15 protein-coding genes and 1 tRNA gene are annotated in these 17,706 nt (G+C 66.1%); 10 read left to right on the top strand and 6 right to left on the bottom strand.

What is annotated here, in order from left to right:
• The first annotated feature begins 29 nt into the window (after positions 1-29).
• Positions 30-905: an NAD(P)-dependent oxidoreductase gene (locus tag LDJ84_RS20415; protein WP_065327408.1), complete on the top strand. Its 876-nt coding sequence runs from the start codon at positions 30-32 to the stop codon at positions 903-905.
• Positions 906-1,019: 114 nt separating this feature from the next.
• Here LDJ84_RS20415 and LDJ84_RS20410 read toward each other — a convergent pair.
• The 3 genes from LDJ84_RS20410 to mobA all read right to left on the bottom strand — a co-directional run bounded on the left by LDJ84_RS20410 (position 1,020) and on the right by mobA (position 2,131).
• Positions 1,020-1,096, bottom strand: a tRNA-Pro gene (locus LDJ84_RS20410).
• Positions 1,097-1,230: 134 nt separating this feature from the next.
• Positions 1,231-1,452, bottom strand: coding sequence for a YgdI/YgdR family lipoprotein (locus LDJ84_RS20405; RefSeq protein ID WP_017519306.1), 222 nt, complete (start codon positions 1,450-1,452; stop codon positions 1,231-1,233).
• A 91-nt stretch (positions 1,453-1,543) separates the two neighbouring features.
• Positions 1,544-2,131, bottom strand: coding sequence for a molybdenum cofactor guanylyltransferase MobA (gene mobA, locus LDJ84_RS20400; RefSeq protein ID WP_226045341.1), 588 nt, complete (start codon positions 2,129-2,131; stop codon positions 1,544-1,546).
• 71 nt (positions 2,132-2,202) lie between these two features.
• Between mobA and moaB the strand changes: the two genes are divergently transcribed.
• Positions 2,203-2,742: a molybdenum cofactor biosynthesis protein B gene (gene moaB / locus LDJ84_RS20395; protein ID WP_024767350.1), complete on the top strand. Its 540-nt coding sequence runs from the start codon at positions 2,203-2,205 to the stop codon at positions 2,740-2,742.
• Positions 2,739-3,953 carry a gephyrin-like molybdotransferase Glp gene (gene glp / locus LDJ84_RS20390; protein ID WP_226045340.1) on the top strand — a complete coding sequence of 405 codons (1,215 nt, stop codon included), beginning with the start codon at positions 2,739-2,741 and terminating at the stop codon, positions 3,951-3,953. The genes moaB and glp overlap by 4 nt, the downstream gene beginning before the upstream one ends.
• A gap of 30 nt (positions 3,954-3,983) precedes the next feature.
• Here glp and LDJ84_RS20385 read toward each other — a convergent pair whose 3' ends face one another.
• Positions 3,984-5,012: an AraC family transcriptional regulator gene (locus tag LDJ84_RS20385; protein WP_024767352.1), complete on the bottom strand. Its 1,029-nt coding sequence runs from the start codon at positions 5,010-5,012 to the stop codon at positions 3,984-3,986.
• A gap of 156 nt (positions 5,013-5,168) precedes the next feature.
• Here LDJ84_RS20385 and LDJ84_RS20380 point away from each other — a divergent pair, with 156 nt between their 5' ends.
• The 6 genes from LDJ84_RS20380 (at position 5,169) to LDJ84_RS20355 (ending at position 12,991) form a co-directional block, all read left to right on the top strand.
• Positions 5,169-6,764 (top strand): FAD-binding oxidoreductase, encoded by a 1,596-nt coding sequence (locus LDJ84_RS20380; protein ID WP_024767353.1) that lies wholly within the window; start codon positions 5,169-5,171, stop codon positions 6,762-6,764.
• A 4-nt stretch (positions 6,765-6,768) separates the two neighbouring features.
• Positions 6,769-8,346 (top strand): glycerol-3-phosphate dehydrogenase/oxidase, encoded by a 1,578-nt coding sequence (locus tag LDJ84_RS20375; RefSeq protein WP_226045339.1) that lies wholly within the window; start codon positions 6,769-6,771, stop codon positions 8,344-8,346.
• Between the two features lie 25 nt (positions 8,347-8,371).
• On the top strand, positions 8,372-9,931 hold the full coding sequence (locus LDJ84_RS20370; RefSeq protein ID WP_170858370.1) for an FGGY-family carbohydrate kinase: 1,560 nt from the start codon (positions 8,372-8,374) through the stop codon (positions 9,929-9,931).
• A 102-nt stretch (positions 9,932-10,033) separates the two neighbouring features.
• Complete coding sequence (yegS, locus tag LDJ84_RS20365) at positions 10,034-10,957, top strand: lipid kinase YegS (protein WP_038803715.1); 924 nt, start codon at positions 10,034-10,036, stop codon at positions 10,955-10,957.
• A 113-nt stretch (positions 10,958-11,070) separates the two neighbouring features.
• A complete protein-coding gene (locus LDJ84_RS20360) occupies positions 11,071-12,000 on the top strand; it encodes a chemotaxis protein CheV (RefSeq protein ID WP_226045338.1) in 930 nt (309 codons plus the stop codon).
• 181 nt (positions 12,001-12,181) lie between these two features.
• The gene (locus tag LDJ84_RS20355; RefSeq protein ID WP_226045337.1) at positions 12,182-12,991 is read left to right on the top strand and encodes an MOSC domain-containing protein; all 810 of its coding nucleotides are present in this window, start codon (positions 12,182-12,184) and stop codon (positions 12,989-12,991) included.
• A gap of 171 nt (positions 12,992-13,162) precedes the next feature.
• On the opposite strand, the gene LDJ84_RS20350 is transcribed toward LDJ84_RS20355, so the two are convergent.
• Positions 13,163-13,543, bottom strand: a complete 381-nt coding sequence (locus LDJ84_RS20350; protein WP_024766845.1) for a lysozyme inhibitor LprI family protein — start codon at positions 13,541-13,543, stop codon at positions 13,163-13,165.
• Positions 13,544-13,608: 65 nt separating this feature from the next.
• Complete coding sequence (locus LDJ84_RS20345) at positions 13,609-15,534, bottom strand: transglycosylase SLT domain-containing protein (protein ID WP_170858373.1); 1,926 nt, start codon at positions 15,532-15,534, stop codon at positions 13,609-13,611.
• 207 nt (positions 15,535-15,741) lie between these two features.
• On the opposite strand from LDJ84_RS20345, the gene LDJ84_RS20340 reads away from it, so the two are divergent.
• Entirely contained in the window at positions 15,742-17,652 is a 1,911-nt protein-coding gene (locus LDJ84_RS20340; protein WP_065084884.1) for an ATP-binding cassette domain-containing protein, read from the top strand.
• The last annotated feature ends 54 nt before the right edge of the window (positions 17,653-17,706 follow it).

Genomic DNA, 17,706 nt, shown 5'->3' with positions numbered 1-17,706 from the left:
CTCAATCAACTGATGCGAGGCGCATTGCAATGAAGATCGGATTTCTCGGATTGGGCGGCATGGGTGCTGCCATGGCTGCAAACCTCATCAAGGCCGGCCACCAGGTTGTCGTCTGGAACCGTTCGCCAGCGGCTGCCGAGCCCCTGGTGGCGCTGGGTGCCGTTGCCGCCACCACGCCTGTGCAGGCTTTCGACGTCGAGCTGGTGATTTCCATGCTGGCCGACGACAACTCCACCCGCACCGTGCTGCTGGACAGCGGCGCCCTGGCCTCGGCCAAGGCAGGGCTGGTGCACCTGAGCATGGCCACGCTGTCCACCGCCCTCGTCACCGAGCTGGTGGAGCTGCATCGCGAACAGGGCGTCGAGTTTGTTGCTGCGCCGGTGTTTGGTCGCACCGACGTTGCCGCCGCCGGCAAGCTGAACATCCTGGTCGCCGGCCCCGAGACGGCTATCGCCAAGGCGCAGCCGGTCCTTGATGTGCTGGGACAGAAGACCTGGCCGCTGGGCGACGACCCTTTGCGCGCCGTTGCGGTGAAAATCGCCGGCAATTTCATGATTGCCAGCGCCATCGAGGCGATGGGGGAGAGCACTGCGCTGGTGAAAACCTACGGGGTGGCGCCGGGCGAGTTCATGGAGATCATGGGCAACACCCTGTTCAACGCGCCGGTGTATCGCAACTATGGCGCCCTGATCGCCGAGCAGCGCTTCGATCCGGCGGCGTTCCGCCTGGTGCTGGGCCTCAAGGACGTGGGGCTGGCGTTGTCGGCCGGGCAGGAGCAGCGCGTGCCGCTGCCGTTCGCCAGCGTCCTGCGTGACAACCTGCTCGAAGCCATTGCCCACGGCGATGGCGATCTGGACTGGAGCGCGCTATCGCAGGTGGCGCTGCGCAAGTCCGGGCAGCTCTGATTCGCCCATGAAAAAGCCCGTCCGGCTGGACGGGCTTTTTTGTGCCTGATGATTGGTCTGCATGCAAAATCACAGGCAATAAAAAACCCGCCGTTAGGCGGGTTTTTCGGGATTTGGTCGGAGCGACTGGATTCGAACCAGCGACCTTCTCGTCCCGAACGAGACGCGCTACCAAGCTGCGCTACGCTCCGTTTGATGGCGCGCATTCTACCGAAAAACTTTTGACGCACAAGGGGTTAGCGAAAAATATTTTTCGCCCCCCGGTAAAACGCGAACGCCCCGCAGACCGGTCAGGGGCTGCGGGGCGTTTTCACCGCCGGGAGAATCAGAGGTCCTTGACGGTCCGTACCTGATCCTTGTTCACGCGGGCGGTTTTGCCATCCAGCTGTTCGAACTCATAGAAGCCGGATTCTTCGTCGTACTTGGGTTTGTCGACCGACTGAATCTCGCGACCATCGTTCAGGGTGATGACCGACGGAGTGGAGCAACCAGCGAGCACTCCGAAGCCCAGGGCGAGCAGGAAGGCGGGAAGCATCCGTTTGTTCATTAGTGAATCTCCTGATGAGCGAACATAAAGGTACGAAAAGTCTGACAGGGTGCTTCTTGGCATAGTTCCCGGAAAATTTTCGAATACGTCGCTATCGTGCGTGATAGAGCAGCTCTGGCGTGTTGAGATTGGCCAGGCGCGGGTCGTTCGCCGGGCAATCCACTGCCTGAAGCCCCAGGTTCGAGAACACATGGCGCGGGCTGCGGTCGCCCTGGTGCCAGGCCTGTTCTATCGGTTCGCGCATCGCCACCGGAATGATGCTGAACAGCGGCTCCCACTGCGTGCCGCAGCGCAGCATGTGCACGACGTCCGGCGCTTCAGCCGATGCGAGCAGCAGGCGCTCCAGCAGTTCGGTGTCCAGCAGCGGCGCGTCGCAGGGCAGCACCAGCAGGTGTGAGTGGCGTGCAGCGGCGAGACCCGCGCGAATGCCGGCCAGCGGGCCGGGGAAGTCCGGGCTGTCGTCCTGTACCAGGCGGTCGGCGTAGCCCGCGTAGACGTTCGCGTTGCGGTTGCAGGAAATGATCAGGTCGTCGCTGTACGGGCGGGCGAGGGCGGCGGCGTAGCTCACCAGCGGCTTGCCCTGCCAGTCCAGCAGGCCCTTGTCCTGGCCACCCATGCGCTGGCCGCGTCCTCCGGCGAGAATCAGGACGGAACAGCGGGGTAGCGGGGCTTGTGGCATGTCAGGGTCTCCAGGGGCGGGCCTGTGATATAACACCGCGCATTCCAACCTCACAAGCAAGGGCCCTCATCATGAGCCACAAGGCCGAGCAGCCATTCGTCCCGCTGAACATCGCCGTTCTTACCGTCAGCGACACCCGTACCCTGGAAACCGACACCTCCGGCCAGCTCTTCGTCGACCGCCTTAAGGCCGCCGGCCACAACCTCGCCGCTCGCGTCCTGCTCAAGGATGACCTCTATCGCATCCGCGCCCAGGTCGCGACCTGGATCGCCGAGGACGAGGTCCAGGTCGTGCTGATCACCGGTGGCACCGGCTTCACCGGCCGCGACAGCACCCCGGAAGCCGTGACTTGCCTGCTGGACAAGGTAGTGGACGGCTTCGGCGAGCTGTTCCGGCAGATTTCCGTGGCCGACATCGGCACCTCCACGGTGCAGTCCCGCGCGCTGGCGGGGCTCTCCAACGGCACCCTGGTCTGCTGCCTGCCGGGTTCCACCAACGCCTGCCGCACTGCCTGGGACGGCATCCTCGGCGAACAGCTGGACGCCAGTCATCGTCCCTGCAACTTTGTGCCGCACCTGAAGAAGGCGGCGCCCTGCGAGAGCCGCGGATGAGCTGCTGCGACAAGCCCGGCCTGCTGCCGGTCGAGGAAGCCCTGGCGCGCTTGTTGGCGCTGGCCGAACAGTCTCCGGTCTCCGAGTGCGAAACCTTGCCGTTGGCCGACGCCGATGGCCGCGTGCTGGCCGAGCCGCTGCTGGCCGGCCTGGACCTGCCGCCATGGCCGAACAGCGCCATGGACGGCTACGCGCTGCGCCTGGCCGACTGGCGGGGCGAAGCGCTGCCGGTAAGCCAGAAGATCTTCGCCGGCCAGGCCGGTGAACCGCTGCAACCGGGCACCTGTGTGCGCATCTTCACCGGCGCGCCTGTGCCGCAAGGCGCCGACTGCGTGGAAATGCAGGAAAACGCCGAGGTGCTGGAGGATGGCCGTGTGCGCTTCCTCGAAGCGATGGAAGCCGGCCAGCACATTCGCCCGCAGGGCCAGGAAACCCGCAAGGGAGACTGCGTGCTGCCCAACGGCACGCGCATCGGCCCCATCGAGATCGGCCTGGCCGCGTCCCTCGGCCACGCTGAATTGAAAGTACGTCGCCGCCCGCGCGTGGCGCTGCTGTCCACCGGCGACGAACTGGTCGAGCCGGGCACGCCGCTGGCGCTCGGGCAGATCTACAACAGCAACCGTCACCTGCTGCGCACCTGGCTGCTGCGCTTGGGTTGCGAGGTAGTGGACGCTGGCATCCTTCCGGACGACCTGGAGCGCACCCGCGCCGCACTGGCGGGGCTGTCGAACGTCGAGCTGATCCTCTCCACCGGTGGCGTGTCCGTCGGCGAGGCGGACTTCCTCGGAGCGGCCTTGCGCGAAGCAGGTGATCTGGCGCTGTGGAAGCTGGCGATCAAGCCGGGCAAGCCGCTGACCGTCGGCCACTACCAGGGCGTGCCGGTGATCGGGCTGCCGGGTAACCCCGCATCCACCCTGGTGACTTTCGCCCTGCTGGCGCGGCCCTACCTGATGCGCCGCCTCGGCATGCAGAAGGTCGAGCCGCTGCGCCTGCAGGTCCCGGCCGGCTTCAACCGGACCAAGCCGGGCAACCGTCGTGAGTACTTGCGCGCGCGTTTGGAAAATGGCCGTGCAGTGCCCTACGCCAATCAGAGCTCCGGCGTGCTGCTTAGCGCAGCCTGGGCCGAAGGGCTGGTGGAAGTGCGCGAGGGCACGACCTTGGCCGAAGGCGATTGGCTGAACTTCATTCCCTTCAGTGAGTTGCTGGACTGAGTGCTGGGAGCACCATGAACAACGCCGGTCTCAGACCGGCGTTTTCTTATGCTGCTGGCGATACTCGCCCGGTGTCTGGTCGGTCCAGCCCTTGAAGCTGCGGTGGAACGAGCGCGACTCGGTGAAGCCCAGATACTGGGCGATGTCCTGGATCGGCAGGTCGCTGTGTACCAGGTAATGCTCGGCCAGCTCCTGGCGCAGCTCGTCGAGGATCTGCTGGTAGCTGGTGCCGGCCTGCTGCAGGTGGCGCTGCAGGGTGCGCACCGTCATCTCGAAACGTTCGGCGACACGCTCCTTGCGCGGCAGGCCATCCTTGAGCAGCAGGCGCAGGGCGTTCTTCACCCGCAGCGGCAGCGGCTCGTCGTCGTCCAGCTCGGCCATCAGCGCCAGGGCGTGCTCTTCCAGGGTGCGCAGCAGGTTGGCGTCGGCCTGGCGCAGGGGATAGCTCAGCAGTTGCAGGGGCACCAGCAGGGCGCTGAAGGGTTGCTCGAAACGCACCGGGCAGCCGAATAGCTGCTCGTACTCGGCGATATCGGTGCCCTCGGGCTGTGCGTGTTCGAACCAGACTTCCTGCGGGGAGCCGCTGGTGTCGGCGATCCAGCGCGCATACAGCAGCCAGGACGCCAGCACGTTCTCCACCATGTGCCGGCGGATCTGCGCGGCCTCGTGGCGGCAATTCCAGATCAGCTTGATGTGGTCTCCGCCAGGCTCCAGGCGGCTGACGCCCATGTCGCCGACCAGCTTCTCGTAGGGAATGATGCGGCCCATGGCTTCGCCCAGGTTGGCGCAGTTCATGGTGATGTAGCCCAGCACGCTCCACGAGCCCGGCTGCACGAAGCGTGCAGAGTGCAGGCCGAACAGCGGGTCGCCGGAATGCGCGCACAAATGCTGCAGCAGGCGTTCGTGAGCCTCGCTGGGCAGGCGCTGGCTGTTGTCGCTCAGTTGCGAGCGCGCAAGGCCCGCGGCCTTGAGGGCGACGTCCAGGTCCATGCCGAGGGACTCGGCGTGGCGCAGGTATTTCAGCAATGCGGGGACGGAGGTATAGCCGAGGGAATGCATGGCGTTCGTTCTTGTTCTGGTGTCTCGATCGGCAACTGCGCCTGTCTTGATCCGACAGTGACAGGGCAGGGCGGCTGGCTAGTATAGGCAGCCATCAAGCGGCACCGAAATAGCAATCGAAATTGCAGACAGAGACCCTGAATAAAAGGAGCGGGCATGCGACGCTGGAACGGCTGGGGTGAAGAAACGACGGTGGTGGAACTGCCCGACAACGGACGCAGTTTTCTCGCCGAACTGGTCGGCCCGGGCCTGACGCTGCCGGACGCGACGCTGGAGCAGGTACTGGCCAAGGTACCGGCCTCGCGCCTGCCCGAGCATCCGCTGGTGGTGCGCGAAGCCCGCGACCGCCTGCTGCACGCCCGAGGCCAGAGCCTGCCGGACTGGCTGGCGATGCGCGAAGGCGAGTTCGGTGTGTTCCCCGATGGCGTGGCCTACCCGCAGACTGCCGAGCAGATCCGCGAGCTGCTGAAGTTCGCCGAGCTCTGGGACTGCCTGGTGATCCCCTACGGCGGCGGTACCTCGGTGGCCGGCCATATCAACCCGCCGGAGTCCGACAAGGCGGTGCTCACCGTTTCCCTGGAACACATGAACCGCCTGCTGGAGCTGGACGAGCAGAGCCTGATCGCCAGTTTTGGCCCCGGCGCCAACGGCCCGCAGGTGGAAAGCCAGCTGCGTGCCCGTGGTTACACCCTCGGCCACTTCCCGCAGTCCTGGGAGCTTTCCACCCTCGGCGGCTGGGTTGCCAGCCGCTCCAGTGGCCAGCAGTCGCTGCGCTACGGGCGCATCGAGCAACTGTTCGCCGGCGGCACACTGGAAACCTTCGCCGGCAGCCTGGAGATCCCGACCTTCCCGGCGTCCTCCGCAGGCCCGGACCTGCGCGAGATGGTGATGGGTTCCGAAGGCCGTTTCGGCATCCTCTCGTCGGTGAAGGTGCGGGTCACGCGCATCGCCGACGATGAGCGTTTCTATGCGGTGTTCCTGCCATCCTGGGAGCAGGCGCTGGAAGGCATCCGCACCCTGGTGCAGGCGCGCGTGCCGCTGTCGATGTTGCGCTTGTCGAATGCCATCGAGACCACCACTCAACTGGCCCTGGCCGGCCATCCGGGACAGATCGCCTGGCTGGAGCGCTACCTGAAGATGCGCGGCGCGGCCGAGGGCAAGTGCATGCTGACCTTCGGCGTCACCGGTGACCGCGCGCAGAACGCGACGTCGCTGCGCGCCGCGCGCCGCCTGCTCAAGGGCTTCGGCGGCGTGTTCACCGGCACCCTGCTGGGCAGGAAATGGGCGCAGAACCGCTTCCGCTTCCCCTACCTGCGCGAAGCGCTGTGGGAGAACGGCTACGTGGTCGATACCCTGGAAACCGCCACCGACTGGTCCAACGTGGACAACCTGCTCAACCGTATCGAGGCCTGCCTGCGCGAAGGCCTGGCCGCCGAGGGCGAGCGCGTGCACGTGTTCACCCACCTGTCGCACGTCTACGGCGAGGGTTCTAGCATCTACACCACCTACGTGTTCCGCCCGGCCGCCAGCTATGCGCAGACACACGAGCGCTGGCGCAAGCTCAAGCATGCCGCCAGCCAGACCATCGCCCAGAACCGCGGCACCATCAGCCACCAGCACGGCGTGGGCAAGGACCACGCGCCTTACCTGCCGGTGGAAAAGGGCCCGCTGGGCATGGCGGCGATCAAGGCGCTGGCCGGGCATTTCGATCCCTCCGGCCGGCTGAACCCCGGCACCTTGCTGCAGGACTGAACCCATGCCTGCCTGGAACGCAGCCTGGCGCGCGCAGGCGCTGCCGGAGCTGGCGGCACGCGACTGGGACCTGATCGTGGTCGGCGGCGGCATCACCGGCGCCGGCATCCTGCGCGAAGCGGCACGGCGCGGATGGCGCTGCCTGCTGGTCGAGCAGCGCGATTTCGCCTGGGGCACCTCCAGCCGCTCATCGAAGATGGTTCACGGCGGCCTGCGCTACATCGCCAAGGGCCAGTTCGGCCTGACCCGTGACTCGGTGCGCGAGCGCCAGCGCCTGCTGGGCGAGGCGCCGGGGCTGGTCGATCCGCTGAGCTTCATCATGCCGCACTACCAGGGCGGCTTCCCCGGCCCGCGGGTGTTCGGCACCCTGCTGTCGCTGTACGACGCGCTGGCGGGGCGGCGCAATCACCTGTTTCATCGCCTGGAGGAACTGCGCTACCTGGCGCCGGGCCTGAAGGAAGATCGCCTGCTGGGCGGCACCCGCTTCCAGGATGCGGTAACCGATGACGCGCGCCTGGTCATGCGTGTGCTGGGCGAAGCGCGAGCCGAGGGCGGCGAAGCACTGAATGGTTTGAAGGTGATCGAACTGGATCGCCGCGATGGTCGCGTTCAGGGGCTGGTTGCCGAGGATCGCGAGAGCGGCGAGCGCTTCACCTTCCGTAGCCGCGCCGTGGCCTTGGCCACTGGCGCCTGGGCCGATGCGCTGCGGCAGAAGCACGGCAGCGAGCACATCCGCCCGCTGCGTGGCAGCCACCTGTTACTGCCGGCCTGGCGCCTGCCGGTCACCCATGCGTTCAGCTTCATGCACGGGCAGGACAAGCGTCCGGTCTTTGTCTTCCCCTGGGAAGGGGCGACCGTGGTCGGCACCACCGACCTGGATCACCGGGAAACCCTGGACGATGACGCAGCCATCAGCCGCGAAGAGCTGGAGTACTTGCTGGCCGCCTGCGCGCAGCAGTTTCCTGCTGCGCAGATCACCGCCGGCGATGTGCGCTCCACCTGGGCCGGTGTACGCCCGGTGGTCAGCGATGGCACGCCCTCGCTCAAGCCGTCGGATGAAAAACGCGAGCATGCGCTGTGGGTCGAGCCCGGGTGCGTGACTCTTGCTGGCGGCAAGCTCACGACCTTCCGCCTGCTGGCGCTGGAGGTGCTTGCCGCTTGTGCGCCAATGCTGGAGCGCCAGCTGGAAACTGCGCCTGACCACGTCTTCGCGGCCGTCGAGGACGTCGTCCTGCCGGGCCTCATTCCACCTCAGCAGCGCCGCCTGCGCGGGCGCCATGGGCGCTCCTTGCCGGAACTGGCGCGCCTTCTGAACGAGGTGGGCAGCGAGTGTATCGGCCATACCGATTCGCTCTGGGCCGAGCTGGCCTGGGCGGCGGAAGGCGAACTGGTGCTGCACCTGGACGACCTGCTGCTGCGTCGCACCCGCATTGGCCTGCTGCTGGCCGATGGTGGCGCTGCCGAGTTGCCGAGGATTCGCGCCTTGTGTCAGCGCCGCCTGGGCTGGGACGACGCGCGCTGGAAACAGGAAGAACAGGACTACCTGGAGCTGTGGCGCCGCAGCTACAGCGTTCCGCACTGACCGACCCTCCATGACCAAGAGCCCCATGAATAACAACAACTACCTGCTGGCCATCGACAACGGCACTCAGAGCGTGCGCGCGCTGCTCTTCGATCTCCAGGGCAACCTGGTGGGCAAGGGCAAGGTCGAACTGGAGGCGTATTTCTCCTCGCAGCCCGGTTGGGCGGAGCAGCACCCGGACTATTACTGGGAGCAGCTGGGCGAGGCGTGCAAGCGCCTGTGGGCCAGTGTCGACATCGACCGCAGCCGCATTCGTGGCGTGTCGCTGACTACCCAACGCGGCACGGTGATTCACCTCGACGAAGCCGGCCAGGCCCTGCGCCCGGCGATCATCTGGCTGGACCAGCGCCGCGCGGAGCTGGGCGATCCGATCAAGGGGCCCTGGGGCTGGCTGTTCAAGCTGGTGGGCGCGCAGGGCGCGGTGGACTACTTCCGCACCCAGGCCGAAGCGAACTGGGTGGCCCAGCAGCAGCCGGACATCCACCAGCGCACCCACAAGCTGCTGCTGCTCTCGGGCTTCCTCACCCAGCGCCTGTGCGGGCGTTACGTGGACTCGGTGGCCTGCAGCGTTGCCTACCTGCCGTTCGACTACAAGAAGCTCGCCTGGGCTGCGCCGCGGGACTGGAAGTGGCAGGCGATCGACGTGCGCCCCGAGCAATTGCCGGAGCTGTACAAGCCCGGTGAGAAACTGGGCGAGATCACCGCCGAGGCCAGCCGCCTGACCGGTATTCCCGAAGGCCTGCCGCTGATCGCCGCGGGTGCCGACAAGGCCTGCGAAGTACTCGGCGCGGGCGCGATCGACCCGAGCGTGGCGTGCCTGTCGTACGGCACCACCGCGACCATCAACACCACCCGTTCGCGCTACCTGGAAACCATCCCGCTGATCCCGCCGTACCCGGCGGCGATTCCCGATCACTACAACACCGAGGTGATGATCTACCGCGGCTTCTGGATGGTCAGTTGGTTCAAGCGCGAGTTCGGCCTGCGCGAGATGCAGCGTGCCGAGGAGCTGGGCGTCGAGCCGGAGAAACTCTTCGACGAACTGGTCAACAGCGTGCCAGCCGGCTCCATGGGCCTGATGCTGCAACCCTACTGGACGCCGGGCATCCGCGAGCCGGGCCTGGAGGCCAAGGGCTCGATCATCGGTTTCGGCGACGTGCACACCCGCGCGCACATCTACCGCGCCATCCTCGAAGGCCTGGCCTACGCGCTGCGCCAGGGCAAGGAGCGCATCGAGAAACGCTCCGGCACCCGCATCCAGCGCCTGCGCGTGGCCGGTGGCGGCTCGCAGAGCGACGCGGCGATGCAGCTTACTGCCGACATCTTCGGCCTGCCGGCGGAGCGCCCGCACGTCTACGAAGCCTCCGGCCTGGGCGCTGCCATCGATTGCGCGGTGGGGCTGAAGCTTTATCCGGACTTCGCCAGCGCCATCGCCGCCATGACCCGCGTCGGCGACGTCTTCCACCCGCGCCCCGAGGCGCAGCGGACCTACGAGCGGCTGTACAACGAGGTCTACCAGCGCATGTACAAGCAGCTCAAGCCGCTGTACCAGAGCATTCGGGAGATCACCGGCTACCCGGCCTGAACCGCCCATTCCCGATTCAGTGATGAAAAGCGAGGAAATTTTCCCGCGCTACTCTGGGTCCATTAGTTGACGCTCAATGGACTACTCGCGAGGAAGCCGACCATGACCCAGCCCAGGGCCCTGCTGATCCTGCACGGCAAGCAAGCCGCCAACGACGAAGTGCGTGCCGCCGTGCTGGCCACGCGCGAAGCGGGGCGCCAGTTGGATGTCAGGGTGACCTGGGAGGGCGGTGATGCTCGGCGGCTGGTGGAGGAGGGCCTGGCGGCGGGATACACCACGCTGATCGCCGGCGGTGGCGACGGCACCGTGCGCGACGTCGCCGAGGCGCTGGTCCAGGCCGGCGGCAAGGCCAGCCTGGCCATCCTGCCGCTGGGCACCGCCAACGACTTCGCCCGCGCCGCCGGCGTTCCGCTCGAACCCGCGGCCGCGCTGGCCTTGCTGGACGTGCCGCCGCGCCCTATCGACCTGGGGGAGGTCGACGGACAGTTCTTCCTGAACATGGCCACGGGTGGCTTCGGTTCGAAGGTCACCGCCAACACCCCGGAAGACTTGAAGAAGCTGCTCGGCGGCGCAGCCTACCTGCTGACCGGCCTGACGCGCTTTTCTGAAGTCCATGCGGCCCAGGGGCGCTTTACCGGACCGGATTTCGAGTGGGAAGGCGAATTCCTCGCCCTGGGCATCGGCAATGGCCGACAGGCTGGCGGCGGACATGTGCTCTGCCCGCAGGCCACGGCGGATGACGGGCTGCTGGACGTGAGCATCCTGCCCACCCCGCAGGACATGGTCGGTACGCTGGGCGCCTTGCTGGGCAGTAGCGGGTTCGGCATCCAGGACGTCTTCATCCGGGCGCGCCTGCCCTGGGTTGAGGTCGAAGCCCGCGAGGGCCTGGACGTCAATCTCGACGGTGAGCCGCTGGAGGGCCGCAAGCTGCGCTTCGAGGTGCGCCCGGCAGCGCTCGCCATGCACCTGCCGGCAGACTCGCCGCTGCTCTCGTCCACTGGGCGGCTCGTTGCCGAACAAGGCTGATCGCGCTGGTCCGGACCGGACAAGTCGTGCATGATGGCGCACGGCCAGTATCTTGTTGGTGTCGATACGGCCGATAGCTCTCCCGCACGACTCATTCCGAATCTGGAGCAGGCATGGCCGGTATTCTCGACACTGTCGATCAACGCACCCAACTGGTAGGCGAGAATCGCCTGGAAATCCTGGTCTTCCGCCTCGCCGGGCGGCAACAGTTCGCGATCAACGTGTTCAAGGTGCAGGAGGTGCTGCAGCTGCCGCGCCTGACGCTGATCCCGCAGCGCCATCCGATGATCTGCGGGGTGATCAACCTGCGCGGCCAGACGCTGCCGGTGATCGACCTGTCGCGCGCCATCGGCATGCGCGCGCTGACCCCGGATGCCAACAGCACCATCATCGTTACCGAGTACAACCGCTCGGTGCAGGCGTTCCTGGTGGGTGGGGTGGAGCGCATCCTCAACCTCAACTGGGAATCGATCCAGCCGCCGCCCGGTGGCGCCGGCCGCCAGCATTACCTGACCGCGATCACCAAGGTGGAAGACCGCCTGGTGGAGATCATTGACGTGGAGAAGGTGCTCGCGGAGATCGTACCGATGAACACCCGTGTCTCCAGCGACCGCCTGGACGGCACGCTGCTCAGCCAGACCCGAGGCCGCGAAGTGCTGGTGGTGGACGACTCCAGTGTCGCTATCTCTCAGCTGCGCGATACCCTTGGCCAGCTCGGCCTGCGCCTGCATGTGGCGACCGACGGCCTGCGCGCGCTGCAGCAACTCAAGCGCTGGGCCGATGAAGGCCTGGACATGGAAGAGAAGCTGCTGATGATCTTCACCGACGCCGAGATGCCGGAAATGGACGGCTACCGGCTGACTACCGAGATCCGCAACGACCCGCGCCTGCGTGACCTCTACGTGGTGCTGCACACCTCGCTGTCGGGTAGCTTCAACGACGCCATGGTGAAGAAGGTCGGCTGCGACGACTTCCTCTCCAAGTTCCAGCCGGACCAGCTGGTGGAGGTGGTACGCCGCCGCCTGCAGAAAGTTCCCGCCTAGCTCCGATCTCCCTGTAGGAGCGAGGGGGGACGCCTAGTTCTTGCTCGCGAACGCTCGTCGTCGGATATACCGGCATCCAGCTGTTCGCTAGCAAGCCCGCTCCTGCAGGAGAGTGCCCATTGCTAGACGCCCGTTCCACACCGTATAAGGTCGCTTTCGCCTGCACGAAAGGAAGCCTCCGATGTACACCCTCAGCGAGCTCTACCGCTACCCGGTCAAATCCACTGCCTACGAGCCCCTGGAGTCCGTTCGCCTGGACGCCCTGGGCCTGGAAGGGGATCGACGCTGGATGGTGGTCGACTCCGCCAACGGGCGCTTCCTCACCCAGCGCCTGCTGCCGCAGATGGGCCGTATCGAGGCGCGCTGGCAGGACGAATTCCAGGCGTTGCGCCTGCGTGCACCGGGCATGGACGACCTGCTGGTGCAAGTGCCGGGACGCGATGACAACCTGCGTGGCGTGCTGATTTGGCGTGACATGCTGCAGGTGCCGGATGCCGGCGATGCCGCCGCGCAGTGGCTGAGCGCATTCCTCGAGCGTGATGTGCGCCTGGTGCAGATGCCCGAGCAGCGTGCGCGGCAGGTGGACACCGCCTACGCCTCGCCCGGCGAGCACGTGCACTTCGCCGATGGCTTCCCGCTGCTGCTGATCGGCCAGGGCTCGCTGGACGACCTGTCGACGAAGGTTGGCCGCCCGCTGGAGATGCTGCGCTTCCGCCCGAACCTGGTGGTCACTGGCGCCGAACCGTTTGCGGAAGACGGCTGGAAGCGCATCCGCATCGGCGACGTCACCTTCAAGGTGGCCAAGCCCTGCGCGCGCTGCATCCTCACCACCATCGACCCGCATACTGGCGAGCGCGACGCTGCCCGTGAACCGCTGGCCACGCTACTGGGTTATCGCAACGTCAATGGCGAGGCGCTGTTCGGCGAGAATCTGATCGCCCTGAACAGCGGGACACTGCGCGTGGGTATGGAAGTAGAAGTTCTGGAGTAGGGCGCATAGTCACATCACGCGTAGGGTTGTGCGCCTGGCCCCAACGTGCAGGAGCGAGCTTGCTCGCGAACCCGCCTGCCGCCTGTGCCGCCGGAAACTTTTCGCGAGCAAGCTAGCGCCTGCAGGTAACCGCAGGGCGAACAACTTTCACGGTTGTTCGCCGTCGGCGCCTTACAGCTTGCTGTCGACGCAACCGGTGCTCTGGCACTCGCGCTCACGCTCGCGCAGCACGGCCAGGCGCTCGTTGGTCTTGTCCACGGCGCACTGCAGGTTGACGAAGTAACCGCCGTCGCGCTCGTAGCTGCACTGGGCGTCGCGGTCCTTGATCCAGGCGATCTGGCTCTTCTTCAGCGCGGCCTTCTGGCCGTCGTTGAGCATCTTGCGCAGGGTGCCGAATTCATTGTTCAGCTCGCGGTCGACCTGGGCGTACTCGGTGCTCAGGCAGTACACGCTGTCGAAGGCGTTGCGCGGCTTCTCGCAGGCGGCGAGGGCGAGGTCGGCGCTGAGCAGGCCTGCGGCAAGCATGGAAAGGGAGAGAACGGTCTTGCGCATGGAAATTTCCTTTTTTCCTTGAGGGAATGAAAACCGCCCGGCGGGTGCCGGGCGGTGGAGGGGTGTCAGAGCTCGTCGAAGAAGCGTTCGTGCCAGTCGACGATGGGTTGTGGCGCATTGAGCTTCTGTCCGTAGATCACCGCGTAGGACAGCACGTTCTGCACGTAGGAACGGGTCTCGTCGAACGGAATGGTCTCCACCCAGACGTCGAAGGCCAGGTGGCGCGCATCCTTCAGCCATTGCCTTACGCGGCCGGGGCCGGCGTTGTAGGCGGCGGTGGCGAGCACGCGGTTGCCGTTGAACTGGCCGTGAACCTGGCTCAGGTAGGCGGCGCCGAGCTGGATGTTCACATCCGGCACTATCAGTTGCTGCGGCGAGGCCAGCGGGATGCCGAACTTACGCGAGGTTTCCTTGGCGGTGGCCGGCATCAGTTGCATCAGGCCGGTGGCGCCGACGCCAGAGCGCGCATCGGACATGAAGGCGCTTTCCTGGCGGGTGATGGCGAACACCCAGCTGGAATGCAGGCCGCGGTTGCGCGCCTCGCGCACCAGGGTGTTGCGGTAGGCCATCGGGAAACGGATATCCAGGTCGTCCCAGTACTTGGCCTGGCTGATGGCGCGAATGGCCGGGAAGTACCACTGCATGTCGTAGGCGATCTTGGCCTGGGCCAGCAGCTCATCGTGGCTCAGGTGGCGGGCGGCGTGGTACCACTCGCGGCGGGCGTTGATGATCTCGCCACGGGCGTAGAATTCCAGCGCGCGGCGGGTACTCGGCGCATTGCGAACGCGTTGCATGGTGCCGGCATCCGGCGAAACCGGGCGGTTGTTCAGCTGGTACGGTGCATTGATCCGGTCGGCGGCGAGGAAGCCATAGAAGTCACGCTCGTCGGCCACTGGCTTGTACAGGCTGACGGCTTGCTTGTTCTGCGGCTGCGCCAGTTGCAGCGAGCGCGCCTGCCAGTACTTCCAGCGGTTGGTCTCGGCCAGCGACGGCGGCAGCGCGCGGGTCAGCTCGTAGGCGTCTTCCCAGCGGCCCAGGCGCAGCAGCAGGCGCAGGCGCCATTCGGTGACGGTGTCGTCGCGCAGTTGCGGGTCGTACTTGACCATCATCGGCAGGGCGCGCGGATCGTAGCGGCGCGCCAGGCTCAGGCCGATCTCGCGGGCGATGGAGACCTTCTCGTCGCTGGAGAAGGGCAGCACCGAACTGTAGTAGTCCAGCAGGGTGATGGCCTTTTCCGGGTCCTGCTTGGCCAGGCGGCGCAGACCCAGGCCGACGACGTCGGCGGTAGCATGGTCGCGGGCGCCAAAGCGGGTGGTCTGGCTCAGCTGCGCGGGGTTCTGCGCCACGTTGACCATCAGTGCGCCCTGGCTGCCGAGGGTCGGCAGGCGCTTGGAGAGCACGGTGGCGAGGCTGTAGTTGCCTTTCTCGGCGGCCAGCTTCAGGCGCTTCCAGACCTTCTCTTCGGTGAGCTGGCCATCGGCCTGCCACATGGCGAAGGTAGTGTCGCAGGCGTCGGGCTGCGGCTTGCCGACCAACCAGAGCTTCTCGGCGGTGGCATAGCCCTCGGCCTTGTTGCCATGGCCGAGCTGATACTGGCCGTAGAGACAGTCCAGTTCGGTGAAGTTCATCTTCGGGTCGTAATAACGGACGAAGGTGTTCCAGTCGCCCTGATCGGCCAGCTGGCGCATCCAGCGCAGCTTCAACCAGTTGATCTGCGGCAGGTCGCCGTGCTGCTCGATGAAGCGCTCGATCTCGGCGTTGCTGGCGCTTTTCAGGCGGTTGGTCAGCTCGTCATAGGCCAGGTACGGCTGCAGCGGATAATCGGCCAATGCCGACTGGTAGCGGAAATACGGGCCGCTGTCATTGCGCGCCAGTGCCTTCTGCGCCTCGTCGTACATCTGGCGCTGCTGGGGCAGGGACGCTGCATTGGCTGTCGAAGCGGACAGGCTGAGGATCAGGCAGGAGAACAGTGAGAAAAGGCGACCGCGCATGGCTCTTCCGGGAAGATGATCGGTGGGCGCTGGATGGCGCGCGCCCGCTGCCCTGTAGCTTAGCCTGTTGCGCGAGGGCGGCGAAAGCGCCACCACAGATGCACCGCGCAAAGGCGGACGCCTGTCTCGCTGCGCGAGTTTGCGCGCGACCCTCTGACTTTTCCGCGCTTTCCCTTAAACTGCGCGCCCTGTTTGTGGAGATACCCAATGACCCTGCTCAAGTTCACCGACGTGTCACTCGCCTTTGGCACCACTCCGCTGCTGGATAAGGTGTCCTGGCAGATCGCCCGGGGTGAGCGGGTGTGCGTCATTGGCCGCAACGGTACCGGCAAGTCGAGCATGCTCAAGCTGGTCAAGGGCGAGCAGAAGCCCGACGACGGCGACATCTGGCGCGCCCCGGCGCTGAAGATCGGCGAACTGCCGCAGGAGTTGCCGCGCGCCGACGACCGCACCGTCTACGACGTGGTCGCTGAAGGTCTGGCCGAGGTGGGCGAGCTGCTGGCGCGCTATCACCACCTGAGCATGCACATCGAAAGCGAAGAGGACCTGAACAAGCTGGCGCGCGTCCAGCAGGAGCTGGAGGCCCGCGACGGCTGGCGCCTGGGGCAACTGGTGGACACCACACTGACGCGCCTGCAACTGCCGGCCGACAAGACCCTCGCCGAGCTCTCCGGTGGCTGGCGCCGCCGCGTGCTGCTGGCCCAGGCGCTGGTGGCCGAGCCCGACCTGCTGCTGCTGGACGAGCCGACCAACCACCTGGACATCGGTGCCATCGCCTGGCTGGAAAATGCCCTGGCCGACTTCCCCGGCGCCGTGCTGTTCATCACCCACGACCGTGCCTTCCTGCAGGCCGTGGCCACCCGTATCCTCGAACTGGATCGCGGCCACCTGATCGACTGGAACGGCGACTACGCCAGCTTCCTCGTGCATAAAGAGCAGGAATTGGCTGCGGAAGAGGCAGCCAACGCGCTGTTCGACAAGCGCCTGGCCCAGGAGGAAGTGTGGATTCGCCAGGGCATCAAGGCCCGTCGTACCCGTAACGAGGGCCGTGTGCGAGCGCTGAAGGCAATGCGCAACGAGCGTGCCGATCGCCGTGAGCGCCAGGGCAAGGCCAGTTTCCAGCTGGAGACTGCGGAGAAGTCCGGCAAGCAGGTCATCGTCGTCGAGAACGCCGGCTTCGCCCACCCGGGCGGCCCGGCGCTGATTCGTGATTTCTCCCTGGTGCTGCAGCGCGGTGACCGCATCGGCCTGCTGGGCGCCAACGGCACCGGCAAGACCACCCTGCTCAAGCTGCTGCTGGGCGACCTGCAGCCGACTTCCGGCAGCGTCAAGGAAGGCACCCGACTGGAAGTGGCTTATTTCGACCAGTTGCGTCACCAGCTGGAGCCGGAAAAGACCGTCATCGACAACATTGCCGAAGGTCGCGAATTCATCACGATCAACGGGCAGAACCGCCACGTTCTCAGCTACCTGGGCGACTTCCTGTTCTCCCCCCAGCGCGCCCGCACTCCGGTGAAGGCGCTCTCCGGAGGCGAGCGGGCACGCCTGTTGCTGGCGAAGCTGTTCAGCAAGCCGGCCAACCTGCTGGTGCTGGACGAACCGACCAACGACCTGGACGTGGAAACCCTGGAGCTGCTCGAAGAAGTGCTGCTGACCTTCGACGGCACCGTACTGATGGTCAGCCACGATCGAGCCTTCCTCGACAATGTGGTCACCAGCACCCTGGTGTTCGAAGGTGAAGGTCGCGTGCGCGAATTCGTCGGCGGCTACCAGGACTGGCTGCGCCAGGGCGGTTCGCCCAAGTTGCTCGGTGTAGGTGAAGAGAAGGGTGACAAGCCCGCTGCTGCTGCCGTTGCCGAGCAGCCGGTGGCTGTCAGTGCGCCGGCGGAAGCCGCGCCGAAGAAGAAACTCAGTTACAAATTGCAGCGCGAGCTGGAAGCCATCCCCGGGCAGATCGAGGCCCTGGAAAGCGAGATGGCAGCGTTGCAGGAAGAAACCGCGTCGCCGGATTTCTACCAGCGCCCGCAGGGCGAAACCCAGGCCGCCCTGGCGCGCCTGAGCTCCCTGCAGGAAGAGCTGGACCGGCTGATCGAGCGCTGGGCCGAACTGGAAGAATAATCCGGTCGGTCCGGCGATGTGCCCGTGCATATCGCTGATCAAAGACTGCTAGGA

Origin of the sequence: Pseudomonas sp. HS-18 (assembly GCF_020401845.1) — a bacterium.
Lineage (GTDB): Bacteria > Pseudomonadota > Gammaproteobacteria > Pseudomonadales > Pseudomonadaceae > Pseudomonas > Pseudomonas nitroreducens.
Note: the sequence above shows the minus strand (reverse complement) of the source record. Positions and strands in the feature narration are given on the sequence as shown.